This window comes from Streptomyces sp. RLA012, assembly GCF_056270325.1.
Window position 1 is genome coordinate 3,534,856 of record NZ_JBWDPA010000002.1, and the last position, 26,075, is coordinate 3,560,930.

General features: G+C 69.8%; 22 protein-coding genes and 2 pseudogenes. 7 read left to right on the top strand and 17 right to left on the bottom strand.

Going from position 1 to position 26,075, the window contains the following annotated elements; genetic code table 11:
- Positions 1–5: 5 nt before the first annotated feature.
- The 8 genes and pseudogenes from RV986_RS15960 to RV986_RS15995 all read right to left on the bottom strand — a co-directional run bounded on the left by RV986_RS15960 (position 6) and on the right by RV986_RS15995 (position 9,234).
- Complete coding sequence (locus RV986_RS15960) at positions 6–248, bottom strand: hypothetical protein (RefSeq protein WP_054234587.1); 243 nt, start codon at positions 246–248, stop codon at positions 6–8.
- Positions 245–1,750, bottom strand: coding sequence for an Asp-tRNA(Asn)/Glu-tRNA(Gln) amidotransferase subunit GatA (gene gatA / locus RV986_RS15965; protein ID WP_475918042.1), 1,506 nt, complete (start codon positions 1,748–1,750; stop codon positions 245–247). The genes RV986_RS15960 and gatA overlap by 4 nt, the downstream gene beginning before the upstream one ends.
- Before the next feature lie 5 nt (positions 1,751–1,755).
- A complete protein-coding gene (gatC, locus tag RV986_RS15970) occupies positions 1,756–2,052 on the bottom strand; it encodes an Asp-tRNA(Asn)/Glu-tRNA(Gln) amidotransferase subunit GatC (protein ID WP_010984178.1) in 297 nt (98 codons plus the stop codon).
- 200 nt (positions 2,053–2,252) lie between these two features.
- Complete coding sequence (locus tag RV986_RS15975; protein WP_475918043.1) at positions 2,253–4,493, bottom strand: putative bifunctional diguanylate cyclase/phosphodiesterase; 2,241 nt, start codon at positions 4,491–4,493, stop codon at positions 2,253–2,255.
- A 260-nt stretch (positions 4,494–4,753) separates the two neighbouring features.
- Complete coding sequence (ligA, locus tag RV986_RS15980) at positions 4,754–6,949, bottom strand: NAD-dependent DNA ligase LigA (protein ID WP_475918044.1); 2,196 nt, start codon at positions 6,947–6,949, stop codon at positions 4,754–4,756.
- A 15-nt stretch (positions 6,950–6,964) separates the two neighbouring features.
- Positions 6,965–7,960 carry a methionine synthase gene (locus RV986_RS15985; protein ID WP_475918045.1) on the bottom strand — a complete coding sequence of 332 codons (996 nt, stop codon included), beginning with the start codon at positions 7,958–7,960 and terminating at the stop codon, positions 6,965–6,967.
- Positions 7,957–8,655, bottom strand: coding sequence for an SDR family oxidoreductase (locus RV986_RS15990; RefSeq protein WP_475918046.1), 699 nt, complete (start codon positions 8,653–8,655; stop codon positions 7,957–7,959). The genes RV986_RS15985 and RV986_RS15990 overlap by 4 nt, the downstream gene beginning before the upstream one ends.
- 7 nt (positions 8,656–8,662) lie before the next feature.
- Positions 8,663–9,234, bottom strand: a pseudogene (locus RV986_RS15995) (LOG family protein).
- Between the two features lie 50 nt (positions 9,235–9,284).
- Here RV986_RS15995 and RV986_RS16000 point away from each other — a divergent pair.
- On the top strand, positions 9,285–9,608 hold the full coding sequence (locus RV986_RS16000) for a DUF427 domain-containing protein (RefSeq protein WP_475918047.1): 324 nt from the start codon (positions 9,285–9,287) through the stop codon (positions 9,606–9,608).
- Between the two features lie 52 nt (positions 9,609–9,660).
- Positions 9,661–10,101 (top strand): annotated as a pseudogene (locus RV986_RS16005) (alpha/beta fold hydrolase); the annotation flags it as partial.
- A 39-nt stretch (positions 10,102–10,140) separates the two neighbouring features.
- Here the strand turns inward: RV986_RS16005 and RV986_RS16010 are convergent.
- The gene (locus RV986_RS16010; protein ID WP_475918048.1) at positions 10,141–10,878 is read right to left on the bottom strand and encodes a M48 family metallopeptidase; all 738 of its coding nucleotides are present in this window, start codon (positions 10,876–10,878) and stop codon (positions 10,141–10,143) included.
- 35 nt (positions 10,879–10,913) lie between these two features.
- A complete protein-coding gene (locus RV986_RS16015) occupies positions 10,914–14,525 on the bottom strand; it encodes a type I restriction endonuclease subunit R (RefSeq protein ID WP_475918049.1) in 3,612 nt (1,203 codons plus the stop codon).
- Between the two features lie 240 nt (positions 14,526–14,765).
- Between RV986_RS16015 and RV986_RS16020 the strand changes: the two genes are divergently transcribed.
- A complete protein-coding gene (locus RV986_RS16020; protein ID WP_475918050.1) occupies positions 14,766–14,948 on the top strand; it encodes a toxin-antitoxin system HicB family antitoxin in 183 nt (60 codons plus the stop codon).
- 38 nt (positions 14,949–14,986) lie between these two features.
- Positions 14,987–15,241: a hypothetical protein gene (locus tag RV986_RS16025; RefSeq protein WP_475918051.1), complete on the top strand. Its 255-nt coding sequence runs from the start codon at positions 14,987–14,989 to the stop codon at positions 15,239–15,241.
- Positions 15,242–15,250: 9 nt separating this feature from the next.
- Here RV986_RS16025 and RV986_RS16030 read toward each other — a convergent pair whose 3' ends face one another.
- Positions 15,251–15,451 (bottom strand): hypothetical protein, encoded by a 201-nt coding sequence (locus RV986_RS16030; RefSeq protein WP_475918052.1) that lies wholly within the window; start codon positions 15,449–15,451, stop codon positions 15,251–15,253.
- Positions 15,452–15,596: 145 nt separating this feature from the next.
- Entirely contained in the window at positions 15,597–16,244 is a 648-nt protein-coding gene (locus RV986_RS16035; protein WP_475918053.1) for an ATP-binding protein, read from the bottom strand.
- Between the two features lie 283 nt (positions 16,245–16,527).
- Here RV986_RS16035 and RV986_RS16040 point away from each other — a divergent pair, with 283 nt between their 5' ends.
- Together RV986_RS16040 and RV986_RS16045 are read left to right on the top strand one after the other, a co-directional pair.
- The gene (locus RV986_RS16040) at positions 16,528–17,379 is read left to right on the top strand and encodes a helix-turn-helix domain-containing protein (protein WP_475918054.1); all 852 of its coding nucleotides are present in this window, start codon (positions 16,528–16,530) and stop codon (positions 17,377–17,379) included.
- 4 nt (positions 17,380–17,383) lie between these two features.
- Entirely contained in the window at positions 17,384–17,596 is a 213-nt protein-coding gene (locus RV986_RS16045) for a DUF397 domain-containing protein (protein WP_475918055.1), read from the top strand.
- On the opposite strand, the gene RV986_RS16050 is transcribed toward RV986_RS16045, so the two are convergent.
- The 5 genes from RV986_RS16050 to mnmA form a co-directional block, all read right to left on the bottom strand.
- On the bottom strand, positions 17,585–18,799 hold the full coding sequence (locus tag RV986_RS16050; RefSeq protein ID WP_475918056.1) for a restriction endonuclease subunit S: 1,215 nt from the start codon (positions 18,797–18,799) through the stop codon (positions 17,585–17,587). The two genes, RV986_RS16045 and RV986_RS16050, sit on opposite strands and share 12 nt — an antisense overlap.
- Positions 18,789–21,380, bottom strand: coding sequence for a type I restriction-modification system subunit M (locus RV986_RS16055; RefSeq protein ID WP_475918057.1), 2,592 nt, complete (start codon positions 21,378–21,380; stop codon positions 18,789–18,791). The genes RV986_RS16050 and RV986_RS16055 overlap by 11 nt, the downstream gene beginning before the upstream one ends.
- 180 nt (positions 21,381–21,560) lie before the next feature.
- Complete coding sequence (locus RV986_RS16060; RefSeq protein WP_475918058.1) at positions 21,561–22,442, bottom strand: RloB family protein; 882 nt, start codon at positions 22,440–22,442, stop codon at positions 21,561–21,563.
- A complete protein-coding gene (locus RV986_RS16065) occupies positions 22,439–23,764 on the bottom strand; it encodes an AAA family ATPase (RefSeq protein ID WP_475918059.1) in 1,326 nt (441 codons plus the stop codon). Before RV986_RS16065 ends, RV986_RS16060 begins: the two co-directional genes overlap by 4 nt.
- A gap of 132 nt (positions 23,765–23,896) precedes the next feature.
- Entirely contained in the window at positions 23,897–25,024 is a 1,128-nt protein-coding gene (mnmA, locus tag RV986_RS16070; protein ID WP_475918060.1) for a tRNA 2-thiouridine(34) synthase MnmA, read from the bottom strand.
- A 110-nt stretch (positions 25,025–25,134) separates the two neighbouring features.
- On the opposite strand from mnmA, the gene RV986_RS16075 reads away from it, so the two are divergent.
- Complete coding sequence (locus tag RV986_RS16075; RefSeq protein WP_475918061.1) at positions 25,135–25,992, top strand: N-acetylmuramoyl-L-alanine amidase; 858 nt, start codon at positions 25,135–25,137, stop codon at positions 25,990–25,992.
- The last annotated feature ends 83 nt before the right edge of the window (positions 25,993–26,075 follow it).

Consider the following 26,075-nt stretch of genomic DNA (forward strand, 5'->3'; position numbering starts at 1 on the left):
CCCTCTCAGCCCAGCAGGACGTCGTCGTCGCCCAGGCGCCTGAGCTCCCGGTAGAGGATGGCGAGGCCGGTGACGATGGCGGCGGCGGACACGGCCGCGTCGATGAGGCGCAGCGTGTCGTGCTCCGTACGGGCCTTCTTGGCCTGCTTGGCGACGCCGATCGCACCGAACGCGGTGCTCGCGATGGACAGGTACGTGCCGGACTTGGACTTCTTGAAGCCCTTGGCCTTGGTCAGAGCCTTGCTCACAACGACGGAGCCTCCTCAAGCAGCGGGTGGCCCCACTTTTCCACGAAGGCGGCCTCGACGGCGGCGCCGACCTTGTACAGCCGGTCGTCCTTCATCGCGGGGGCGATGATCTGCAGACCGACCGGGAGGTTGTCCTCCGGGGCGAGACCGCAGGGCAGCGACATGGCGGCGTTGCCCGCCAGGTTGGTCGGGATGGTGCACAGGTCCGCGAGGTACATCGCCATCGGGTCGTCGGCGCGCTCGCCGATCGGGAAGGCGGTGGTCGGTGTGGTCGGCGAGACGATGACGTCGACCTTCTCGAACGACTTCTCGAAGTCGCGCGTGATGAGCGTGCGGACCTTCTGGGCGCTGCCGTAGTACGCGTCGTAGTAGCCGGAGCTGAGCGCGTACGTGCCGAGCATGATGCGGCGCTTGACCTCGGGGCCGAAGCCCGCCTCACGGGTGAGGGAGGTGACCTCCTCGGCCGACTTGGTGCCGTCGTCGCCGACCCGCAGGCCGTAGCGCATGGCGTCGAAGCGGGCGAGGTTCGAGGAGCACTCGGACGGGGCGATGAGGTAGTACGCCGCCAGTGCCAGATCGAAGGACGGGCAGTCCAGCTCGACGATCTCGGCGCCGAGGCCCTTGAGCAGGGCGACGGCCTCGTCGAAGCGCTGCACGACACCGGCCTGGTAGCCCTCGCCGCGGAACTGCTTGACGACGCCCACGCGCATACCGGCGACCGAGCCGTTGCGGGCGGCCTCGACGACCGGCGGGACCGGCGCGTCGATGGAGGTGGAGTCGAGCGGGTCGTGGCCCGCGATGACCTCGTGCAGCAGCGCGGCGTCCAGGACCGTACGGGCGCAGGGACCGCCCTGGTCGAGGGAGGACGAGAACGCGACCATGCCGTACCGCGACACCCCGCCGTACGTCGGCTTGACGCCGACCGTGCCGGTGACGGCGGCGGGCTGGCGGATGGAGCCGCCGGTGTCCGTGCCGATGGCGAGCGGGGCCTCGAAGGAGGCGAGCGCGGCGCTCGACCCGCCGCCGGAACCGCCCGGGACACGGGAGAGGTCCCAGGGGTTGCCGGTGGGGCCGTACGCGCTGTTCTCGGTGGAGGACCCCATGGCGAACTCGTCCATGTTGGTCTTGCCGAGGATGACGACGTCGGCGGCCTTCAGCCGCTTGGTGACGGTCGCGTCGTACGGCGGGATCCAGCCTTCGAGGATCTTGGAACCGACGGTGGTCGGGATCCCCTCGGTGGTGAAGATGTCCTTGAGCGCGAGCGGCACACCGGCGAGCGGGCCGAGCTTCTCGCCCCGCTCGCGCTTCGCGTCCACGGCGCGGGCCTGCGCGAGGGCGCCCTCGCGGTCGACGTGCAGGAAGGCGTGCACCTTCTCGTCGACGGCCTCGATCCGGGCGAGGTGGGCCTCGGTGACCTCGACGGCCGTGAGCTCGCCCGCGGCGATCTTCGCGGCGATCTCGGCCGCGGTCAGCCTGATGATGTTGACGTTGGTGTCCGTCATGGTGATTAGTCCTCCCCCAGGATCTGCGGCACCTTGAAACGCTGCTGCTCCTGGGCCGGGGCGCCGGAGAGCGCCTGCTCGGGGGTGAGCGACGGACGGACCTCGTCCGCGCGCATGACGTTCGTCAGCGGCAGCGGGTGAGAGGTCGGCGGTACGTCTTGGTCGGCGACCTCGCTGACGCGGGCGACCGCGCCGATGATGTCGTCGAGCTGGCCGGCGAAGTGGTCGAGCTCTTCGGCCTTCAGCTCCAGACGCGCCAGCCGTGCGAGGTGGGCGACCTCCTCGCGCGTGATGCCAGGCATGCAGCGATCCTCTGGGTGAGAGTGTGTGGTTTGGCCCAATCCTATGGGTCCGGGACCGATGCCCGCGCCCGGGTTTGCATCAGGACCCTTTCCCACCCGCACCATCGGCCCCCGCCCCGTCAGGGGCGCGGGGAACTGCGCGACCAGCCACAACGGACGGACGGACACCGACGGCGACGAAGCCCCACGAACCGCCGGACCTACTCGGCAGCCGGCAGCGCGGCGCGCGGCCGTTGCCAGCCGCGCGACCCCCGCGCCAGCAGCCACGCCGTCGCCTCCTCCGGAGGCATCGCCGCCGCGACCAGCCACCCCTGCACCGCGTCGCACCCGAGATCCCGCAGCCGCTCCCATGTCTCGTCGTCCTCGACCCCCTCCGCGACGACGAGCAGCCCGAGCGAGTGAGCGAGATCGACGGTGCAGCGGACGATCTCCGCGTCCTCGTTGTCCACGGCGAGCCGTGCGACGAAGGACCGGTCGATCTTCAGCTCGCTCACCGGCAGCCGGCGCAGGTGCACCAGCGAGGAGTACCCCGTGCCGAAGTCGTCCAGCGACATCTTCACGCCGTGCCCGGTCAGCCCGGCCAGCGTGTCCGCGGCGCGCTGCGGATCCTCCAGCAGCACGTGTTCCGTTATCTCCAGCTGCAGCGCCCCCGCGGGAACCCCGTGCCGGGCGAGCCGCGCGGCGACCGCGCCGGCGAAACCGGGGGTGTGGACGTCACGCGGCGACACGTTCACCGCGACCGGTACGCGCAGTCCCTGTGCCCGCCAGCGAGCGACCTGCCCGAGCGCCGTCTCCAGCACGTACTCGGTGAGGTGCGGCATCAGTCCGGACGACTCGGCGATCGCGATGAACTCGTCCGGCGGCACCTTCCCGCGCTCGGGATGCACCCAGCGGACCAGCGCCTCCAGCCCGGCCACCTGTCCGTCGAAGCGGACCTTGGGCTGGTAGTGCAGTTCGACGTCACCGGCGTCCAGCGCCCGGCGCAGATCGCCCAGCAGACCGAGCCGGTCCGGTGTGTTCGAGTCCCGCTTGGACTCGTACACCTCCACGCCCGTACGGTCCCGCTTCGCCTGGTACATCGCCACGTCCGCGCGCCGCAGCAGCCCCTCCGCGTCGAGCGCGTGGTCGGGGAAGACGGCGAGCCCGGCGCTGGCCTCCAGGACGAGGGTGAGTCCGTCGAGGTCGAGCGGCGAGCCGAGGGCGGCGACGAGATTGCGGGCGACCCGCGTGGCCGAGGTGGTGGAGTCGGCGACGGGGAGTAACACGGCGAACTCGTCCCCGCCGAGCCGCGCGGCCTCCGCGCCGCGCGGCAGCGCCAGCCGCAGCCGGTCGGCTATCTGGAGAAGCAGTCGGTCCCCGGCAAGGTGCCCCAACGTGTCGTTCACCGAACGGAAGCGGTCAAGGTCGATCAGCATCAGGGCGGAACGCGCACCGATGCGCTCGGCATCGTCCAGAGCCGTCCAGGTCCGTTCGAGCAGCCACTGCCGGTTGGGCAGCCCGGTCAGCGGGTCGCGCAGTTGCTCCTCGGCCCGGACGCGGGCGATCCACAGCGTGGAGTCGAGCGCGATCAGCGGGATCGAGAACAGCGGCAGCAGCATCGGCTGCGCGACCGCGACGACACAGATCAGCGGCGCGATACCGAGCAGCGCGACCGCGACGAGCCCTTGTCTGACCAGCGCCGTGCGGGTGGCGGTCGGCAGGCCGGCGGTGCCCGGCGCGTGCAGGTACCAGAGCAGAACCCGGGTGACGGCGAGATAGGCGGTCGCGACCAGCACGACCTCGGGTGCGGCGTAGAAGTTCCAGCTCTCCGGGTTCCAGGGCGTCTCCACGGACGGCACCCGCCCGAACATGGCGAGGACCAGCGCCCCGGCGCCGATGCCGAGGATGTCGACCGCGCCGTGCATCACCCCCTGGCGCCAGCGGCCCCGGCGCGCGACACCGACCAGGACGACGACGGTCAGACTGACCATCCCGGCCGGCACCCAGCCGTAGAGCAGCAGGACCGCGAGGGTGAGGGCGGCGCCGGAGCCCGTGCCGCCCGACCAGCGGGCGCGGCCGAGGGCGACCAGATGGCCGACGATGATGCCGGTCAGCACCGCCAGCGACCAGCCGACCGCGCCGGACGGGAAGAGCGCGTGGTTGTCGCTGAACGCCCGGTAGAAACCGCCGCCGAGCACGAACGCGGCCACCCCGACGACGGCCGCGGGCAGCGCGGGCAAGGAGGAGTGCCGTTCGGGCTCGTGGCCGGGCAGGCCGGCGGCGCGCTCGGGGTTGAGCGCGCCGATGCCCTGAGCGGGGGCGGCGAGTGGTGGCGCGGAGCCCCGGCCGCCCGCGCCGGGGCGCGCCGACGACCGCCCCGTGCGGAGTCCGGCCAGCCACGCGCCGGTCAACCGGCGCAGGCGCAGCCGTGAGTCCGGAGCAGCGCTCTCGGTCGGTTCCATTCCCGTCCCTCTCACAGCCGGCGGTGCCCACGCCACGCAGCCCGTTGCCGGCGACAACTGCCAACGGCACCGCGTCTGAAAACTCTTCCCCGGACTCTTGAGGAGCAGGGGATGCCCCAACCGCAGCTGGGCACGGCAGGCGCACACCTCAACAGTAGGCCGCAGAAGGCTTCCACGGGCAGCGGTCGACGACGGTTGCCCGATTACGACCCGGCCACCCGTATGCATCTGATATGCGCCGAACGGGTGGCCTTCAACCGCTACTCCTCGGTCGGAAGGGCGACTTCCGTGGCTGCCTCAGGTCCCTGTTCGAGGAGAACGGCGAAACCGTCCTCGTTCAGAACCGGCACCTTCAGCTGCATGGCCTTGTCGTACTTCGAGCCAGGATTGTCGCCCACCACCACGAAGGACGTCTTCTTCGAGACCGAACCGGTCACTTTCGCTCCCCGGATCTGCAGTGCCTCCTTCGCGCCGTCCCGTGTGTGGTGTTCGAGCGTTCCGGTGACGACGACGGTGAGCCCTTCGAGCGGGCGCGGTCCCTCGTCCTCGCCGGAGCCCTCGTCCTCCATCCGGACGCCCGCCGCCCGCCACTTGCGGAGGATCTCGCGGTGCCAGTCCTCGGCGAACCACTCCTTGAGGGAGGCGGCGATGATCGTGCCGACCCCCTCGGTGGTGGCGAGCTCCTCCTCGGTGGCCTGGTCGATGCGGTCGATCGAGCGGAACTCGCGTGCGAGCGCCTCGGCCGCGACCGGCCCGACATGACGGATCGACAGACCGGTCAGGATCCGGGCGAGCGGGCGCTCCTTGGCCGCCGCGATGGTGTCCAGCATCGCGATCGCGTTCTTCTTGGGCTCCCCCTGCTGGTTGGCGAAGACCGTCGCGATCTTCTCCTCACCCGACTTCGGGTCGTGCTTGGGCAGACCGCTGTCCTGGTCGAGGACGTACGCCTTGATGGGCAGCAGCCGCTCGATGGTGAGGTCGAAGAGGTCGCCCTCGTCGGCGAGCGGCGGCTGCGCGGGCTCCAGCGGCTTGGTGAGGGCCGCCGCCGCCACGTAACCGAAGTGCTCGATGTCGAGTGCCTTGCGGCCCGCGAGGTAGAAGAGCCGCTCCCGCAACTGGGCCGGGCAGGACCGCGCGTTGGGGCAGCGCAGGTCGACGTCGCCCTCCTTCATCGGCCGCAGCGGCGTACCGCATTCGGGGCACTCGGCGGGCATCACGAACTCGCGCTCGCTGCCGTCGCGCAGGTCGACGACCGGGCCGAGGATCTCCGGGATGACGTCACCGGCCTTGCGCAGCACCACCGTGTCACCGATCAGGACGCCCTTGGCCTTCACCACGTCCTGGTTGTGCAGGGTGGCGAACTCGACCTCCGAGCCCGCGACCGTGACCGGCTCGACCTGCGCGTACGGCGTGACACGGCCCGTGCGGCCCACGCCGACACGGATGTTGACGAGCTTGGTGTTGACCTCCTCGGGCGCGTACTTCCAGGCGATCGCCCAGCGCGGCGCGCGCGAGGTGGAGCCGAGGCGGCCCTGCAGCGGGATCTCGTCGAGCTTGACGACGACTCCGTCGATCTCGTGCTCCACGGAGTGCCGGTTCTCGCCGTAGTACGTGATGAACTCCCGTACGCCGTCGAGGTCGTCGACCACCTTCGCGTACCGCGTGGTCGGCAGGCCCCAGGAGTGCAGCAGTTCGTACGCCTGGGAGAGGCGGGTGAAGCCGTCGAAGCCCTCCAGGGCACCGATGCCGTGGACGACCATGTGCAGCGGGCGGCTCGCGGTGACGCGCGGGTCCTTCTGGCGCAGCGAACCCGCCGCCGCGTTGCGCGGGTTGGCGAAGGGCTTGTCGCCGGCCTCCACCAGGCGGGCGTTGAGCTCCTCGAACTTCTCCATCGGGAAGAAGACCTCGCCGCGGATCTCCACCAGGTCCGGGACGCGGTCGCCCCGGAGCCGGTCCGGAATCTCCGTGATCGTGCGCACATTGGGTGTGATGTCCTCGCCCGTACGGCCGTCGCCGCGGGTCGCCGCCCGGGTGAGGCGGCCCTGCTCATAGGTGAGGTTGACCGCGAGGCCGTCGACCTTCAGCTCGCACAGGAAGTGGTGGTCGGAGGTGCCCACGTCCTTGGCGACGCGCTCGGCCCAGGCCGCCAGTTCCAGGTCGCTGAAGGCGTTGTCCAGCGAGAGCATCCGCGAGCGGTGCTGGACGGACGTGAACTCGGTCTCGTAGGCGCCCGCGACCTTCTGGGTCGGGGAATCGGGGGTGCGCAGCTCGGGATGGCGCTCCTCCAGGGCCTCCAGCGAGCGCAGCAACTGGTCGAACTCCGCGTCGCTGACGACCGGCTGGTCCTTCACGTAGTACCGGAAGCGGTGCTCCTCGATCTGCTCAGCGAGCTGCGCGTGCTGCTCCCGTGCCTCGGCGGGCAGGGAATTGGGCTGTGCGTCCTTGTCGCCGGCCACCGTGTTGTCCTCCCGTTACTCTGGGTTGTCCGCGAGGGATCTCGCCGCCCGGGCGCAGTGGGCGAGCGCGCGGCGCGCGTACTCCGGGGAAGCGCCCGCGAGTCCGCATGCCGGAGTCACCGTAACCGCCTCCGCGAGAAGTCCCGGATGCAGCCCCAGCCTGCGCCACAGCGTCCTGACACCCATGACGCTACCGGCAGGGTCTGACAATGGGCCGTCCGTGCCGGGGACGACACCGGCGAAGAGCCGCGTCCCCCCTTCGACGGCTTCCCCGATCGCGTCGTCGTCACGCTCGGTGAGCAGTGTGAAGTCGAACGAGATCGCCGCGGCGCCCGCCCGGCGCAGCAGCGCGAAGGGTACGTCGGGCGCGCACGAGTGCACCACGGCCGGGCCGTCGGCGTGTACGCCCACGACGTCCCGCAGCGTCGACTCCACCAGCTGCCGGTCGACGGCGCGATGGGTGCGGTAGCCGCTGGCGGACTTCACCTGGCCGCGCAGCACGGCGATGAGCGAGGGCTCGTCGAGCTGCAGGACGATCTGCGCGCCCGGTACCCGCCGCCGCACCTCGTCGAGATGCGTGCGCAACCCCTCGGCGAGCGATCCGGCGAGGTCCCGGCAGGCGCCGGGGTCGGACAGCACCACCTCGCCGCCCCGCAGCTCCAGGGCGGCGGCCAGCGTCCAGGGGCCCACAGCCTGCACCTTCAGCGGCCCCTCGTAACCCTGGGTGAACTCCTCCAGCGCGTCGAGGTCCTGGCCCAGCCACGACCTGGCCCGCTTGGTGTCGCGTCCCGGCCGGTCCCCGATCCGCCAGCCGCTGGGCTCCACGCGCGCGTAGAGGTCGACCAGCATCCCGGCGGTACGGCCGATCATGTCGGCGCCCGGGCCGCGGGCGGGCAGTTCGGGCAGGAACGGGAAGTCCTCGAAGGACCCGGTCACCGTCCTGGCGGCCTCGCGGGAGTCCCCGCCCGGCATGGATCCGACCCCGGTCGCGGGGCCCCAGATGAAGCTCATCGGCCCGGCCGCACGGTCAGGTCGTTGACCTCCGCGTCGCGCGGCAGGTCGATGGCCGTCAGGATCGTGGTCGCGACGGACTCCGGGGCGATCCACTTCGAGGGGTCGTACTCCTTGCCCTCCTGCTGCTGCACCTTGGCCTGCATGGGGCTGGCGGTGCGGCCGGGGTAGACGGAGGTGACGCGGACCCCGTTGGCGTGCTCCTCGTGGCGCAGGGAGTCCGCGAGGGCCTTCAGGCCGTGCTTGGAGGCGGCGTACGCGGACCAGTCGGCGTGTGCGGCGAGGCCGGCGCCGGAGTTCACGAACACCACGTGGCCCTGGGCGGCGCGGAGTTGGGGCAGGAAGTGGCGGGTCAGCTCGGCGGGGGCGATCAGGTTGACGTTGAGCTGGTGGCGCCAGGACTTGGGCGTCAGCTCGCCGACCGGGCCGAGGTCGACCACGCCCGCGATGTGGAGGAGGGAGTCGATCCGGTCGGGGAGGGTCTGGTGCGAGAACGCCCAGGAGAGCTTGTCCGGGTCCGCGAGGTCGCCGACCAGGGTGCCGGCCCCGGGGAACTCCGCCGCCAGTTCCTTCGCGCGGCCCGCGTCGCGCGCGTGGAGCACGAGGTCGTCCCCGCGCGCGTGCAGACGGCGGGCGACGGCCGCGCCGATGCCGGAGCCCGCCCCGGTGATCACATGTGTAGCCATGGACGCCATGCTCGCATCACCGGGTGCCCACGCTCTCCTCCAGGTAGGCCAGCGCGCCCACCGGCTCCTCGGCGAAGAACACCAGGTCGGTGAGCGGGCACGGCAGGAAGCCCTCGGCCTCCATGCGGTGGAACTGCTCCTTCAGGCCGTCGTAGAAACCCGCCGTGTTGAGCAGGACGACCGGCTTCTCGGTCTTCCTGTGCTTCTTCAGCTCCAGGATCTCGGTCGCCTCGTCGAGCGTCCCGGTGCCGCCCACCATGATCACGACGGCGTCGGCCTTGGCCAGGAGCAGCGCCTTGCTCCCCCACTGCCTTAAGGGCGTGGGAGGTACCCCCACGCGAGGTCCCGGGCGATCACCATCTCGTCGGCCCCCGCCCGCGCCGTGGCCGCCAGGAAGTCCACGGAGACGCCCAGCAGCCGCCCGCCGGCCTCCTGCACCCCGTCGGCGACCACCTTCATCAGCCCGACGTCGGAGCCGCCCCACACCAGCGTGTGGCCGCCCTTGCCGAGGAGTTCGGCGAACTCCCGGGCGGGACGGGTGTAGCGGTCGTCGAGGTCGGCGGCGGAGAGGAAGACGCAGATATTCATGTGCCTACGGTACGAGGGAAGAACCCGGGACCCGGGTGCGCTGTCCAGGTATGGCCAATGGACACACGATCACCATCGAACAGGGCACGGAGCGGGTACGCGTCGTGCGCGGCGACCAGGTGCTGGCGGAGAGCGACCGGCCCCTGCTGCTGCGCGAGACCGGCTGTCCCGTGCGTTACTACCTGCCGCCCGAGGACGTCCGCGTGGACTTGCTGACGACCTCCGACACCCACACGCACTGCCCCTTCAAGGGCGATGCGTCCTACTGGTCACTGCCCGACGCCCCCGACCTGGTCTGGGCCTACCCCGACCCCAAGCCGGACGTCGCCCGGATCAAGGACCACTTCTGCTTCTACGAAGTCGAAGTGGCGTAACCGATGAAGCCCGTGCCCGGCAGCGGTCTCCACGGGCATGGACTCCACGGGCATGGACGAGAGGACCTTCTCGCGCGACGGGACCCCCCTCGCGTGCGAACGCTTCGGTGACGGCCCCGGCGGTCGTCCTGGTCGGCGGCGCCCTGTGCACGGGCGCCGCGCCGGCTCCCCTGGCGCAGGCGCTCTCGGCCCGCTTCGGTGCCGTCATCTACGACCGCCGGGGCCGCGGTGACAGCGGCGACACCGCCCCCTTCGCAATGGCCCGTGAGGTCGAGGACATCGCCGCGCTGATCGAGGCGTCCGGGGGCAGCGCGGCGCTCTACGCGGCATCTCGTCGGGCGGCGCGCCGGCCCTGGAGGCGGCGGCGAGCGGACTGCCGGTCAGCAGAGTCGCGGTCTGCGAGACGCCGTTCGCCGTCTACGAAGGAGGCGGAAAAGAGCGCCTGGAGTACACGGAGCACAGGTCTTACGCCACTGGATCGAACGGAGGTGCGACCACGCCGGCGCCAAGGGGTAGCCCACGGCGACTCGGGCTACCCCACAGCTCCACGCCACAGCCCCGGCTCCGCCTCCGCGAATCGTCGCTCCAGATCGTCGAAATCGGTGAGGACCACTCTCATCGCACGCCGGAACGCCATCCCATGACCAGCCGTCCTGAGATGGGTGAGCTCGTGGACGAGCACCAGATCGATCAGAGCCGGGGGCAGCTGCATGAGCGCCCAGTGCACAGCGATGCGTCCGTCATCGCGATCACACGATCCCCAGCGTTCGCCCAGTTCGTGTGCCGCGACCTCCTGGGGCTTCACACCGGCTCGTGTGGCGAGAGCCTCCGCCCGGGACGCAACCCACAAGCTGCCTCTCAGGGTGTACCAGTCGGCAAGACGGCGAGCCCCGTCCGCATGTGTGCCGGGTTGGGGCAATTCCAGCCAGCCCCGGTACAACCGAACCCTTCCCGCCGCTCCCCCGGGCAGCACTCGAAGCCGGTAGCGGCGGCCGAGATAGGCGAAACTCGCGCCACTGACCAGCTCCTTCACGGGCTGGCCGGGGCGCGGACCGCGCCTGCGTACCTCGGCGGCGAGGCGAGGAAGCCGCGAGCGCACTGCCTCGGCGACAACAGCGGGCTCGGCGTTCGCAGGGACAGCAAAGAGCACCGCGCCGTCCTCGGCGACCTCGATGCCCAAGGTACGCCGCCGTGGCCGCACAGCCACTCGCCACCGCCACTCCGCCGGCAGCGGCAGCGCGGCGAGTGCCGACTCCACAGTGATGCTCACGCCGTATTCGTATCACTCGTCACTGACAGAGCCGGTCAGGGGCCAGGCGGCCGGCCACCGCCGCGGAGCAGGAAGTCATCCCTCCTGGCCTCGGCCAACCGCACCAGGTCAGCAGCCGCGTCGGCGGTGTCCTCCCACTCCATACCGAGGTGCGACTCCAGCTTGAGACGCAGGGTTCTGCGCGCGTCATTCCGGGTCGCGGCCGACGTCGTGAAGGACGGGACCCGAACCAGGTCCACTATCTCGCTGGTGATCACACGGACCACACCATGCAGGTCCGCGTCCGCCGGCAGAGGCAGCATCCCCGCTTCCTCAAGCGCCCTGGCGAGCGCCCGGCAGACGGGGCCCTCGGTGAGCGGATCGAGCCCGGCCGCCCTGTCCGCAGTGCCCGCCTCGGCCTCCGCCTCGTTGACGTCGCCGACGAGCCGGGCGAGGTCGGCTGCCGCCTGTTCGCTGTCGTCGCGCATCTGCCGCACGATTGCTTCGAGGCGCTCGCTGAACCTGTCATACGTCGTCCGGTCGCCGGCCAGGCGCGCGGTGATACGGGTGCGAAGGGAACTCTCCATGTACGCGATCCGCGCCCGGGCGTCGGGGTTGGCGTTGACACGCTCCATGAATTCCGGATCGCTCAGGTCGATGCGAGGAATCCGGAGTTCCGCCTCGTCGGCCCGCAGATGCTGTGCGATGAGCTGCCGCACCTTGGCACCGTAGCGGCGCGGGCTGAACTCGTCGCGTCCGTCGAGACAGCGGCGGCGGACCAGGTACTGGACCTCCCCGAGACGCCCCGCGAGCCGCTCGTACGGCAACGCCGCGGGACGGGGCAGGACCGCGCCGAGGGCGGAGAGGAAGTCGCGGACGACTTCGTCGAATTCGCCGCGCACGATCGGGTCGCGCAGCACGTCGAGCAGGTCCTCACGGCGGCCGTCGTCGTCCAGCGTGACGATGCCGTCCGCGTCGCGGGCCGCGAAGCCGTGGCCGTCAAGGAAGCGGAACAGCGCGTCGTGCAGGTCGATCAGGAGCCGATCGGCGGCTGCGTCCGCCTGGAGCAGCAGACCGTCGCCCGTCGGCTGGTTCGTCGGGTAGCGGCCCTCCTCATCGCGTTCGAGGTGATCCACGTCGACCCGCTCGTACCCGTACACCTCGCGCAAGTGTCGCTGGTCGTAGGCGCGCAGCATGCGGGCCAGCTCCGGACCGACACCCGCGTAGTCGACGACCAGGCCCCACTCCTTTTTCGGGTAGGGCCGGTTGGTCCTCGCCACGGCCTGCAACAGGTTCACGCCACTGATCGCACGGTCGAGGTAGAGGACCTGCTCCACGGGGGCGTCGAAGCCGGTGAGCAGCATGGACTGCACGACGAGAAAGGCCAGCGGCTCCTCGCGGTCGTCCTCCTCAGTGTCGGGCTCCTCACTGTCAGGCACGTCGCCCGTCGGCGGGACGTGCCATTCGTCGCCCCCTGGGGCGTCCCGGCCGAATCCCTGGCCGGCGGGGCCGTGCGGATCGGCGTACCAGGAGGGATCGTCGGCGGCGGCCATAGGGTCGCCGAGCCCTTGCAGGAACCGCTCGATGTACGCGTCCTGGCGGGACTTGAGCTTCCAGCGGCGCCAGCTCTCGGGGTCACTGCCTGGGGATGTGGGGGACCGCTCCGAGATCACCACCGCGGCGTCGATGGAGCGCAGCATCTCGCGCTGCCGCTGGACGGTGAGCAGCTCGCGGGTCTGTTCGTCGGCATCGAGCGCGGCGTTCGGATCGTGTACGAGGTCGGGGTCGAGGGCGTCGACCTCGGCCAGGAGACGATCGCGGGCGGCGAGCAGGGCGTCTCGGTAACGGACGGCGGCGAGTCGGGAGACGGCGACGACCTGAGCGCCGAAACGGTCGGGCAGCGCGTTCACCGCCCAGTGCCGGAGCATGTGCCCCGCCTTGGCGGCGATGACGGCCGGCGCCTCCTGAATCTCCTTGCGTCGCGCGAACTTCCGCAGCACGCGCCGCCGTTGATCCGGATCACTGGGTACGCGTTCGTCGAACCGGGCGTCGAGGGCCGCCTTCTCGATGACCTCCAGAGGTACGTCCCATGCCTCGTAGCGCACGGGTACGACCGAGCCGTCCCGCTCCGCGTCACGCAGCGTGTACGTGTCGGCGAGGCTGCCGAAGATCTCCTCGGTCCTCTTGCGCGCGTCGTCGATGATGGGCGTTCCGGTGAAGCCGATCAGAACGGCGTTCGGCAGCATCCTGCGGAGCCGGGCATGCAGCCAGCTGTCCTGACCCCGGTGGGCCTCGTCGACCAGGACGACGATCCGGGAGCTCTCGTTGGCGGGCACGTTGTGCAGCCTGGGCGACTCGTCGTCGCCCCCGAGGGTCTCCTCGCTTCCGTCGTCGGCGCTGTCGTCCTTGCGCGCCTTCTGGAGCATGACGAGGACGATGTCCGGCACGTCCACGCCGAGTTGTGTACGGGCGTCCGAGACGGAGCGGGAGCGGTGAACGGTTTCCTCGGCAGCGGCCAGGGACCGGCGGATCTGCTTCTCCAGGTCCCGGCGGTCGGTGACGACGACGACCTTGTGCGTCCTTAGCTCGGTGTCACTTCTGAGGTGCCGTACGAGAAAGGCCATGGTCAGGCTCTTGCCGGAGCCCTGGGTATGCCAGATGACGCCACCGCGGTGGTCGGGAGCGTGGCCGCCCGCGATGGCCTCTTGGCGCTCGCGCAGCCTGTGCACGAGGGAAGTGACTGCCCGGAACTGCTGGTATCGGCCGATCACCTTGACCGTACGGCCGCCCTGGAGCCGCTCGGTGGTGAAATCCCGTACGAGGGAAAGTAAATGACGTGGCCTCAGCAGACCTGCAGCCAGCACCGCCATGTCGCTGTTCAGCCCAACTGCGGGCGCGGGCGCGGTGGTGCGCCACGGCGTGAAGTACTCCGGATCGGCGGTGACCGTGCCCAGCTCGGCATGGTCGCGGTCGGTGGCGACCAGGACCTGTGCGAAGCGCGTGAACGCGGCGACGGGGGCGGCGGCGTACACGCCCGCGTACCCGACGACCTGGGCGACTGCCGCGTCCAGCGCGGCCCGGCTGTCACGGCCGGAGGTGAGCGGGGCTTTGCACTCGACGACGGCCCACGGCAGGCCGTTGACGAACAGGACGAGGTCGGGGGTGACCGGGCCGGCGCCGTCGCGCTCGACGCGGAACTGGGACACGGCGAGCCAGTCGTTCCCGTCCCGCTCGTCCCTCTCCACGGGGCCGAACTTGCCGTCCCAGTCGACCAGTCGTACGAACTCGGGGTCGCCCTCCTCCCAACCGACGAGCGTGCGGGCGTTGACGCCTTCGCGCAGGAGCCGGGTCACCTGGAGGTTCCCGGCGACACCGGGCTCCGCGCGGTCTTGGCCCCGGGTTGTCCCGAGAACGAGGGCGAGCAACGCGTCGAGCTGGGCGGCGTCGAGCCAAGGCCTCCCGTCCGAACCGGGATTGATCCGGGAGACGGCTTTCTTGAAGCGCTCGGGATAGACGGTCTCGGCGAAGGACCGCCGTTCCGAGGCCGCGGGATCGGTGGCGGGTGAGCCGGGCGGCGCGCCCTCCAGGTGCCCCCACCCGAGGTCCACCAGCTGCTCGATCAGCGGCCGTTCGGTCTTCTGGTACTCCGGTAGCGCCCGCCCACTCACTCCTGGACTCCCCTGCCCCGCCTGCCGTCACTCGCCTCACCACCCCACAGGTGGCATATGCGCAACCCTACTCAGCGGGCGGCACTTGAACAGGGGGACTGCCAGCCAGAGAGGCGGTGGGGACATGGCGCACCTGCACCGTGCGAGCCCCGATATCCAACAACACCGTGCAGCGACACCGTTTCACGCCACCGGATTGTGCCACCATTATTTGGTTGCTAAATTGGTGGCATGTCTGTGATGACGCTTAGGATTCCGGATGAGCTCGACCCGTCGATAAAGGCCGGCGCCAAGGCGGCCGGGCTCTCGCTCAACGCGTACATCGTGCGCGCGGTACGGCGACAGTCGGTCATCGACGCCGCGCAGCAGCTCGCGGCGCTCGGGCTCGGCGACGATCTGTGCGGAGAGGGCGACAGTCTGTGAAACGGGGGGAGATCTGGACTCTCGATGACGGGCGGAACGTGCTGGTCATTTCGCTCGACGGGCTGGAGGGGGCATACGGCGCGGTGCTCGCGATCGTGCTGCATCCCGCCGGCAGGTTCCCGGACACCGCGATGTCCGTGGTGATCGAGGACCCGTTGCCCTGCACAGCGGTCGCGGTCAACATCCAGCAGCTGAGGACCACGCGCTTCGACGAGGCGAAGCTGCTCGGCTCTGTGGACCCGGCAGCAATGGAGCGGGTGAGCCAGGCGCTCCGAGCGGTCCTCGACCTGTAGCGAATCCCGTCACCGGCCGCCACCGACGGTCCCCTCGGGGATGACGAGCTTTCCCGCCGCCCACTCGATGGCCAACGCCTCGGGGGTTCGCCCATCGAGGGCGGCAAGGTCGCGGAGAATACCGGCCATCGTGCCCGAGACCGTGACGCGGGCCTGGATCGGCTGGGGCTCTTCTGGCGGAAGTGCCGCGTCGTCTGCTGCCGAGATCACCAGATACTCCTTTGGTTTCAGGTGTTACGACTCTATATGTCGGCGGCGGGTGGGGACGATGGGAGCGGCCGGCATGACCGGACGCCCCGGGCCGGAGCGCATCCGGAGCGCGAGGGCAGCCCACGCTCCGGATCAACCCGACGCGTCAGGCGGCCAGCGCGGATGCCGGGCTGCCGTCCGGCGGCGGAGTGGGCAGGTTCAGCTCGAACCAGAGGGTCTTGCCACCCGGCCCGTACGGGTCATCGCCTATGGCGCAGCCGCCCCAGCGGTCGGCGACCGCACCGAGGATCAACAGCCCACGTCCGCCGTCGGCGTGGCCCCCGGGCGAGGCGGGCGGCACCCCGAGTGGTCCCGGCAGTACCGGTAGTACCGGCAGATCGGGGCTCATGTCCCAGACGCTGACGCGCAGTACGGGGTGCAGCCACTGGAGCCGTACGGAGGCGGGGCCCTTGGTGTGCCGGACGGAGTTGGTCGCGAGCTCCGACGTCAACAGCTCGGCACGGTCGGTCAGTTCGGCCAGCCCGTGGGCGGTCAGGATGCCCCGGAGGGTGAGCCGAGCGATGCCGGGGCCCCGGGGGTCGCAGGGGAAGCGGAGTTCGTAGTGCCAGGGGGCGGTGAAGGGGAGGGGCGGGGGGTGCGGGAGGCCGGAGAGGGGGTCGAGGGCGGGGAGGAGGTAGGGAGTTGCTTGCGGTGGGGGCGGGTTCGGGTTCTTTGCGGTGGGGTTTGGGGGCTCGTGGGCGGTCAGGGTCTGGCGTGGGCTCTGGTTCTGGTTCTGGTCGCGGTCTGTACTCACGTGGCACCTCCTGGGGTGCGCGGTCGTGACCTTCAAGTGGACGTGTGCCATGGGTTGTTCGGCTGCCTTCGCGGTGGCTCTGCCGCGCTGTGCCTGCCGTCCCGGGCGGGCAGGAGGGGGCGGTGCGCTTCCGGTTCCGGCGGGGGAACGAGTGGCACGACTCACACCGTAGAGCATGGATTTAACCCGTGCCATTGAAACAATCAGAACGGGTTAAGTTCATCTCGCAAGTGGACCACGGCACTTGATGTCGGCACACTGTGCGCGAGCGAGGAGAGTCCTGATGGCACCGAGCAGTACCCCCACCATCCGCCAGCGCCGATTCGGGCTGGAGCTGCGTCGCCTACGAGAGGCAGCGGGCATGTCCGCGCCGCAGGCAGCCAGCGCGCTAGGTACGGACCGCACGAATATTTCGAACATCGAGGCCGGCCGTTACGGCATCGGCGAAGAACGGCTGCGTCGGTTGGCCAGCATCTACGAGTGCAACGACGACGCTCTGGTCGAGACGCTGGTGTCAATGACGGGTGGACGGAAGCCAGGATGGTGGGACGAATACCGGGGCAAGGTCCCGCCCGATCACTTGGACATCTCCGAGATCGAGCACTACGCGGTACGGCTCCGCACCGTCCAGACCTCGCACCTACCAGGGCTTTTCCATACGGAAGAGCACGCAAGGGCGATCTTCGACCTCGTCGTGCCCAAGCTGCCGCGGCTCGAAGTGGAGCTCCGCGTCGCGCACCGGCTGGCCCGGCAGGCGGTGATCACGCACGACGCCCCTGTCCCGTACACGGGGATCATCCATGAGGCCGCCCTGCGGATGCAGTTCGGCGGCCGAGAAATTGCTCGGGCCCAGCTCGAACACTTGCTGGAGCAGAACGAGCGTGACAACGTGACCTTGCTGGTGATCCCGTTCACCAATGGCGGCTTCCCCATGGCGGGGGATTCGATCCTGTACGCGGTGGCAGCCAACCCGCACCTGGACACGGCACAGATGGACTCACCAGCAGGAGCACTGTTCTTCGACTCGCCTACCCAGTTGGAGAACTTCCGTCTGCGACTGGACCTGGCCGAGCGGGCGGCGTTGACTGCGAAGAAGTCGGTGGAGTTCATCCATCGGATCACCAAGGAGATGTAAGAGGGTGCACAACTTGCCTGAGCTGCGCTGGCTCAAGTCGTCCTTCTCCGGGGACGGCGGCAACAACTGTGTCGAAGTCGCCGCCACCGGCGACGGCGTGGCATTCCGTGAGAGCGACAGCCCGACCCAGATCCTGGTAACGGGCCGGAGTGCGTTGCTGTCACTCATACGCGGGGTGAACACGGGCGCCGTGGTACCAGCCGGGTCAGGCCGCTGAGTCGAGCACTCGACCGCCGAGCAGGTCTTCGACTACGGCTTGCTGAACCGTCCACAGCTTTTCAATCTGCTTCCCCAGTGTGTTGATCGACTCGTTGGCTGCGCCCCAAGCCGAAACCACTCGTTGCTGTTGGTCCAACCCCGCCTCGGGAAAAGGTACTTGCTCAAGCATCCGTGAGTTGATGGTGTACAGACCCGAGCTGGTGGCACAACGCTCTCGCCAATAGCTGCGCACCGTCGCCGAGTTGAGCCAGAGCATCGCGAACTCAGGCAACACATCATCGAAGCGGATGCGGAAAAGGTGGTTCTGGTACAGCAGTCCCTCCAGCTCAGGACCGACCACCGCGCTACGCGCGATTTGATCGGGATCGGCGTGCCCCTCCACCACGAGCACATCCCCCGATTGCAGCCCATAGCGCTTGCGGTCTCGCTCCAGCGCTTCGAGCCGAGTGATGTCCGCCGAGTCGATCCATCCCTTGCGTACGTTTGCAACACGCAGATAGCCTGCGGTGTGCTTCCGAGGGACCCGATGACTACCGAGCGTAATGCCCGCATCGATCGAGCGGCTCGCCTCTCCAAGCGAGGTTCGTTTGCCCGGAAGGCCGGACAGTAGGTGATCCACCAGCCCTTGGAGCAGCCGAACCCGTTTGGCTCGCACCCGCTCCAACCCCGCGATCCGCCGCTCGAACGCGGCATGCGCGGCGACGATGCGGCGCTGTTCGTCCACCGGAGGAAGCGGCATCTCCAGCCCTTTGACCAACTCCGCGCCGATCTTGACCATGCTTTCGCTGGTTCCCCGGGCCCCTGCGGTGACTTCTCTGCGAACCCGAGCAGAGCGCAGGACGATCTCCAGGTACTCGGACAGGCACCGATCCTCATCCGTACGCAAACGCATCATCAAGTCGGGATAGATACAAGGTCGCCCCGTGGACTCGTAACGACCGACGAGGCCGACCAACTCGCGTGTGTTGGCCCGGCTCATCAGTAGGTCACCGTCTGCCAGCACGGCCGCACGCGCCAACGGCGTATCCGGAACGTTCTTCAGCTGGATCGGGGCGAAGCCCTTCACAGTCAGACAACCGAGGCCCAGTGCCTGGAGCCCCGTCCAACCAGCCACCGCCTTGGGTGAGTAGCCATTCCTCGGATTCCCCAGCAGCACGTCACCCAGCCGCACCATGGGAACCGCCCGACGCTCACCGCCCATAACCCAACTCCTCCAGCCACCCCGTCAGCTCCCCCTGAGCCCCCGCGCTCTTCCCCTCCAACTCGGCCAGCGACACCGCGTACTTCTCCGCCCACCGCCGGAAAGCCGCAACCAGCTCACGCCGGCCAACAGCAACCGCCGCCTCAAGCCGTGCCGACAGGCTCTCGTTCAGGATCGCCAGAACGACCTCGCGTGTACGCTCCTCGTCCGCCAGCGCCATCTTCGCCGCGGCCAGCAGCTGGGGCAGGAAACGGTCATCCAGCGCCTTGCGCTTCTTCGTCGCGGCGGCGCGTTCCTTCTTCCGCACCGCCAACTCCTTTTCCAGGCGGGCCAGTTCCTCTGGGGAGACCGGCGAGGCGGCAGCCTCGTCTCCCCCACCCTCCTCGGCGTCCTCAGAGTCATCCACGCCGTCCGCGTCCGACGGCTTCGCCGCCGCCAGCGCCTCCGTCGCCTCCTTGAACGCCACATCGGCCGCCGCCGAGGCTGTCTCCGCCTCCGCGTGCTCCGTCAGAAAGTCCGGCAGCAGCAGTCGTACTACCGGCCGGTCCATGGCCGCCCGCCGGTCCGCCGCCGAGACCGTCGCGCCACGGCCCGTGCCGGTGGACCCGGCGGCCGGTGTCACGATCGCCTCCGTGGAGTCGACCCAGCCCTCAAGGACCCGCTCGAACCCGCCGGCGGCCAGCGCCTTCATGTCATAGCGGGACTCCGTCCACCAGTCGGCGACGATACCCGCGGTGCGGTAGCGGTCCAGGACGCCCACGCTTCCGATCGCCCCGGCGAAACCGTCCAGCAGCCCGGTCCGCAGGTGCATCAGCGTGCGCGGGCCGTCCTTCGCCAGCTGTACGAACAGGCTCTGGCCCTTGGCCCACCACGTCTCGTACGCCTCCCGCAGCACCGCCTCCCGTCCGGCGGCCAGCTCTGGGATGCGGGCGGCGCCTGCCTCCGGGCCCGCCGCCAGGAAGTCGTAGTACTCGGGGTCCTCCTGCCGCACCGCGAACAGCGACGTCGCGTCGACGCCATACGCGTCGAACAGGTCCTTCTTCGCCACGACTTCGGCGACCGGGACGCCGCCGTACAGGTGCGCGCGTACGTCGTTCGGCTCGGCGGGCGGTGAATTGTCCACCCAGCGGCGGATGTTGAGATTGGCTTCGGTGGCGAGCAGCTTGTCTCGGTCCACGAACACCGAGTAGCCCGGCACCTCGCGGCCCTCCTGGAAGACCTCGACGATCTTCTCGACGTGTTCCGGGCCGAGTTCGTTCTGGTTACGGCCCGGCGTGAAGTCGCGGTCCGCGTTGATGAAGAGGACCTTCTTCTCGCGGTCCGGGCGCTTGCGGTGCGGGCGGCGCAGGATCAGGATGCACGCCGGGACGCCGACCCCGTAGAAGAGGTTGGGGCCGATGCCGATGACCGCCTCCACACAGTCGTCGTGCAGCAGTTCCATCCGGATGTCGCGTTCCTTGCCGCCCCTGAAGAGGACGCCGTGCGGCATGACGACCGCGACAACGCCCCGCTCCTCCACCACGCCGAGCATGTGCTGGGCGAACATCAGGTCCGCCTTCTTGCCGTTCTCGGGGGCCCAGCCCCACTTCATGCGTGTGCCGTGGCGAGCCTCCGCCGCCTCGACCGACGGGCGGTCGTAGAGCTGCGAGAACGGCGGGTTGGAGAGGATCTTCGTGAAGGTGCGCAGCCGACGGGTGGCGGGGTCGATGTGCAGCGGCTCGGTGAGGGTGTCGCCGTGCCGGAGGTCGAAGGCACGGATGCCGTGCAGCACCATGTTCATGCTGGCCATCGACCACGACTCGGGCCGCAGGTCCTGCCCGTTGACTCCCAGCTCCTCCGGCCTGCCGCCGTGTTCCTCGACGTACTCCCTGGCGGCGATGAGCATGCCGCCCGAGCCCATGCACGGGTCGTAGACGGTCTCCGTGGGCTGCGGATCGACCAGGCGGACCATCATGCGTACCACGGAGCGCGGGGTGTAGAACTCACCACCGCTCTGGCCCGCGCTGTCGGCGAAGCGCGCGAGCAGGTACTCGTACGCGGCGCCGAGCATGTCGGGGAACTCGAAGTCCTCGTTGCGCAGCCGGTACACGCTGAAGTGCCGGATGAGGGAGCGCAGTTCGGTGGTGGTGAAGCGGGAACGGTTGCCGATCTGGGCGTTGAAGGTGATGTGGGAGGTGACTCCGGCAAGAAGGTCGTTGCCCGCCTCCAGAGCCGCCAGCGCCTCGTCCAGCCGCTCGCCCACGCGCTCGGTGAGTTCAGAGATGCCCGGCGCGAAGCCGTCGGGAAGTTCGGGATCACGATGCGGGCCCGCCCACCAACGGGCGCGCGGCGGCACGTAATACACGCGGTCGTACGAGTCCGGGTCGTCCGCGCGCTTCCTCGCCCGCTCCTCGTCACCGGTCGCCTGGAAAACCTCCGCCCGCACCCGCTCCCACTCGGGCTGGAACTCGTCCGAGCAACGCTTGAGGAACAGCATCCCGAAGATGTAGTCCCGGTAGTCGGAGGGTTCCATGCGCCCGCGCAGGATGTCGGCGGCGGCGAACAGATGCCGCTCCAGTTCGGGCAGGGTAAGTCGAGCCACGCGCCGGTCCTTCGTGTGACGGAGATCCTGGGGCACCCCGGTTCCGCCTGGAGTGCCCTGGAAGCCTAAGCGCTCCGCTGGATGAGCCGCGACATGCCGTCAATTTTCTGCGGCATCGACGTGGCTGGTCGCGCAGTTCCCCGCGCCCCTTCAGGGCGCTCCCGAGCACCTCGTGCCGGATCAGTCCTCGGTGATCCCCAGACTGACCAGGAGCCGCCAGACATCGGTCGACGGATCCCGGTCCAGCACCTGGCAGCCCTGTGCGTGTCCGGACCGCGCTGCCCAGCGCTCGGGCGGCTTGGGACTCGGAGGTACGGGCACCTCGTCATCGTAACGCTGCCGGGGTGGGACGATCTTGGCCTGCGCCGCTTTGCACGCCCCGTACTCGCACTGGGCCAGCAGGCTCTTGGCGTGTGTGATCGCCTTGCCCGCCTTGCCCTCCAGAGCCTTGGCCCGCGTACCCTTGACGCTCTTGTCGTTGCGTTTGTCGAAATTCTTGAACGCGGGGTGAGCCTTGCGCAGCTTGTCGTGCACCACCTCGCTGCTGCCACTCTGCGCGCCGCCGAACTGCTGGAAGTGCAGAAGCAGCCACAGGTCGAAGGAGGGGTGGGAGAAACACATCTCGACACCGCTCGCGGCGGCCTCGGCCACGGCCTTCGGGATTTTGGTGTGCTCGTCGCGGTCGAAGAGCGCCCATGCCTCATCCTCGGCGGCCCTGATCTTCACGGCCTCGACGACCTCTTCGGGCTTGAGCCCGTTCTTCTTCTTGACCGTGTGGATCACGAACGGCTGCCCGGTGAGGTCACCGTTTCCGAAGCGGTCCTGGAGATACCTCAGGTAGTCCGGCTCCGTCGACTCACCTTCGCAGCCCACGTACAGGACACGCTGGCGGCGGGTGAGAGTGGGTGGCACGGGCGCCGCCGCCGGCACCAGCGGGCTCTCCTCGCGCCGGTCACACCGCCCCTTCCTGCGCTTGACGCTGCCATCGCTGTCCTCCGGCCCGTTCTGCCCCGTCCCGGTGTCGCCGGGGTGCCCTCCGCGTTCTCCGCCCCGCCTGGTCACGCTGTCGCCTTCGCCTCCCGCTCTCGTTCCTTCTCCTGCTCACGCCAGGACAGCTCACGAGCCATGTCGCCCGCGCCGATGCGCGGCACGCCGCCGTACCGGCCTCGCAGATAGCCGCGTTCCAGGTTCTCGCCGGGGCCCGGGTCCGCCTCGGTCAGGCGGTAAAGCTCGGTCTCGCCGGACTTGCGCTTCGCCGTGATCCACACCTGGTCACGGCCGAGCGGACGCTCCAGAACCTCGCTGCCGAGCAGGGTCGCGTCGTGGGTGGTGAAGACCAGCTGAGCGGCACGCGGATTGGCCTGCGGGTCCTGGAAGAGACGTACGACCTCGGCCGCCAGTGTCGGATGGAGACTTGAGTCCAGTTCGTCCACGAGCAGAACCGAGCCTTTGTCGAGCACGTGCAGCATCGGGCCGAGGAAGGCGAACCAGCTGTGCGTGCCGAGCGATTCCTCGCTCTCGAAGTCGAGCGGTGCCTCATCACCGTGCGGGGTGCGGTGCCGCAAGGTCACCTCGCCCGTCTCGCGGTCGATGTCCACTCCGGTCAGACCGAGGTCGGCGATGGTCAAGAGCTGCGTCAAGCGCTCGGCGTACTCTCTCGGCTCGGAGTGTGCCCGCGTCTTCGCTCCGGCCAAGGAGTCGACGAGGAGGCGTCGCGTCCAGTTCGTCCGGGCGGCGACGTCCTGGCCGGGCGTCACCAGCCACATGTTGTCCAGGAACCACCGGTGAATCGCGGACAGCTGCGGATCGTTCAGGGCGGCAGCGGTGGACAGGAACAAGGCGTTCGGGCGAGTGAAGCCGACCAGGTCGTCACGCTTCCCCCGGAATCCCCCCGCGTCGAAGACGTACTCGCCGCCCTCCTCCGGCGGCCGGTCCGCTTCCCGGTCGAACCAGACGACCCGCTCCCCTTCGGGGTAGGCGTACAGCCACTCGGCCTCGACCCGGTCGTCCGACAGCTCATAGCCGTAGGTGTAGCGGATCTTGCGCTTGCCCAGCGCCAGATCAATCTCGAAGACGGACGTCTCTTCGCGGGCCTCGGGGTCCAGCTTGAACGGCTCGCGCGGCACCCCGGTCAGCTTCGTCCACTCCGCGAACGACTCACGCACCGCCTTGCGCATGGAGTACATGGCACGCAGCAGGTTGGACTTCCCTGATGCGTTGGCACCGAAGACACCGACCACAGGCTCGACCGGGACGTCGTCGTCACCCTGCCGCAGGCCACTGACCCGTGCGGCGCCGTCGTCGTAGCCCTTGATGCCGATCAGCGACAGCTCGCACTCATCACGGATCGACCGGTGGTTGGCCACCCTGAAGCGCAGCAGCACCGTCGACCTCCAGCAGGACGGGCGGGATACCCGTCGTTGACGTGCTCGTATGTGGTCATACGGAAAAGACCATGCGGACGATCCGCAGCAGCAGCCTATGACGGCCGCGCGCCCGGAGCCACCCCCGAACGATCAGACGGAGGTTGTCGCGCGCGTGGTCGTGGCGATCGTCGCCGAGCCGACCACGCGCGTGCCGTCGTACAGGACGATCGCCTGGCCGGGGGCGACGCCGCGGACCGGCTCGGTGAAGGTGACCTCCAGCCCACCGTCCACGAGTTCGGCGGTGACCGTCGTCTCGCCGCCGTGGGCGCGGAGCTGGGCGGTGTACGTGCCCGGCCCGGCCGGGGCGGCGCCGCACCAGCGGGGCTTGACGGCCGTCAGCCCGTTGACGTCCAGGGACGCCGCAGGGCCGACCGTCACCGTGTTGTTCACCGGGGAGATGTCCAGGACGTAGCGCGGCTTGCCGTCCGCGGCCGGGGTGCCGATGCGCAGGCCCTTGCGCTGGCCGATCGTGAAGCCGAACGCGCCCTCGTGCGAGCCGATGACGGCGCCGGACTCGTCGACGATGTGGCCCTCCGCCCTGCCCAGGCGGTCCGCCAGGAAGCCCTGGGTGTCGCCGTCGGCGATGAAGCAGATGTCGTGCGAGTCGGGCTTCTTGGCGACGGCCAGGCCCCGGAGCTCGGCCTCCGCGCGGATCTCGTCCTTCGTGGTCACCGTGTCACCGAGCGGGAACATCGCGTGGGCGAGCTGGCGGTCGTCGAGGACACCGAGGACGTACGACTGGTCCTTGGCCATGTCGGAGGCGCGGTGCAGCTCGCGCGTGCCGTCCTCGTTCACGAGCACCTTGGCGTAGTGGCCGGTGCAGACCGCGTCGAAGCCGAGCGCGAGCGCCTTGTCGAGCAGGGCGGCGAACTTGATCTTCTCGTTGCAGCGCAGGCAGGGGTTCGGGGTGCGCCCGGCCTCGTACTCGGCGACGAAGTCCTCGACCACGTCCTCGCGGAAGCGCTCGGCGAGGTCCCACACGTAGAACGGGATGCCGATGACGTCCGCGGCGCGACGGGCGTCGCGCGAGTCCTCGATGGTGCAACAGCCACGCGCGCCCGTGCGGAACGATTGCGGGTTGGCGGAGAGCGCGAGGTGCACGCCCGTCACGTCGTGACCGGCTTCCGCCGCGCGGGCGGCGGCGACGGCGGAGTCCACGCCGCCGGACATGGCGGCGAGGACGCGGAGGGGGCGGGGGCGCTGCGAGGTCTCAGTCATAGCCCCTCCAGAGTACGGGGCCGCGGGAACCGAAGCCCGCGGGTATCCGTTGAAGATCGCGACGGGGAGCGCTGGGGGACGGGCGGGCACGGAGGACGGGGGCGGACGCGATGAGTGAGGCCACGGAGAACGCGGGGACCGCGGGAGCCACAGGGGCTGCGGGAACCACTGGAGCGACAGAAACCACTGGGGACAGTGGGAGCGGTGGGAGCGGTGAGGACACCGGGAGCGGTGGCAGCACCGGGCACACGGACCAGTCCAAGGAGCGACGGGCCGGCCGTGACCGCGACCGGCGGATCGGCCGTGACCATGACCGGCGGATCGGGCGGCGGGCGCTGCTCATCGGCGGCGCGGCGGCCGCCGTGGGCACGGCGGTGCTCGCGCGGGGTGAGCTGGGGCACCTGTGGTGGCGGCTGCCCAGCGTCGAAAAGCCCCGGGTGGCGGGCGCGGTCGACTTCCGGGGCGCACAGTGGGTGGCCGCCTCCTCGGCGAACTGGCGGCGGGCGGACCGCCCCGACGACTACGGGATAGACCGGGTCGTCATCCATGTCACCCAGGGCAGCTACCGAAGCGCCGTCAAGGTCTTCCAGGACCCGGGACACGGCGCGGCCGCGCACTACATCGTCCGCAAGGACGGGCACATCACCCAGATGATCCGCGAGCTGGACGTGGCGTTCCACGCGGGCAACCGGCAGTACAACGAGCGGAGCGTCGGCATCGAGCACGAGGGCTTCGTCGAGCGCGCCTCCTCGTTCACCGACGCCATGTACGCGGCGTCGGCGCGGCTGACGGCCGGGATCTGCGGGCGGTACGGCATCCCCGTCGACCGTGAGCACATCATCGGGCACGTGGAGGTGCCGGGCACGGACCACACGGACCCCGGGCGGTACTGGGACTGGGACCGGTACATACGGCTCGTACGCCAGGCGCGCACCGCCGCGGAGCCGGCGCGCACAGCCGGGGCGTAGCCGCCTGAGAGCGCGTTCCCCGCGCGGTCACAGACAACGGCGCGGCAGGCCCAGGTCACCGAATCGTGATGCTGTGAGGCCCT

What these genes read in the sequence shown, in the direction of transcription:
- gatA (WP_475918042.1), bottom strand. Translation starts at nt 1,750, where the DNA reads ATGACGGACACCAACGTCAACATCATCAGGCTGACCGCGGCCGAGATC.
- gatC (WP_010984178.1), bottom strand. Translation starts at nt 2,052, where the DNA reads ATGCCTGGCATCACGCGCGAGGAGGTCGCCCACCTCGCACGGCTGGCG.
- RV986_RS15975 (WP_475918043.1), bottom strand. Translation starts at nt 4,493, where the DNA reads ATGGAACCGACCGAGAGCGCTGCTCCGGACTCACGGCTGCGCCTGCGC.
- RV986_RS15985 (WP_475918045.1), bottom strand. Translation starts at nt 7,960, where the DNA reads ATGAGCTTCATCTGGGGCCCCGCGACCGGGGTCGGATCCATGCCGGGC.
- RV986_RS15990 (WP_475918046.1), bottom strand. Translation starts at nt 8,655, where the DNA reads ATGGCGTCCATGGCTACACATGTGATCACCGGGGCGGGCTCCGGCATC.
- RV986_RS16000 (WP_475918047.1), top strand. Translation starts at nt 9,285, where the DNA reads ATGGCCAATGGACACACGATCACCATCGAACAGGGCACGGAGCGGGTA.
- RV986_RS16020 (WP_475918050.1), top strand. Translation starts at nt 14,766, where the DNA reads ATGACGCTTAGGATTCCGGATGAGCTCGACCCGTCGATAAAGGCCGGC.
- RV986_RS16040 (WP_475918054.1), top strand. Translation starts at nt 16,528, where the DNA reads ATGGCACCGAGCAGTACCCCCACCATCCGCCAGCGCCGATTCGGGCTG.
- RV986_RS16050 (WP_475918056.1), bottom strand. Translation starts at nt 18,799, where the DNA reads ATGGGCGGTGAGCGTCGGGCGGTTCCCATGGTGCGGCTGGGTGACGTG.
- mnmA (WP_475918060.1), bottom strand. Translation starts at nt 25,024, where the DNA reads ATGACTGAGACCTCGCAGCGCCCCCGCCCCCTCCGCGTCCTCGCCGCC.
- RV986_RS16075 (WP_475918061.1), top strand. Translation starts at nt 25,135, where the DNA reads ATGAGTGAGGCCACGGAGAACGCGGGGACCGCGGGAGCCACAGGGGCT.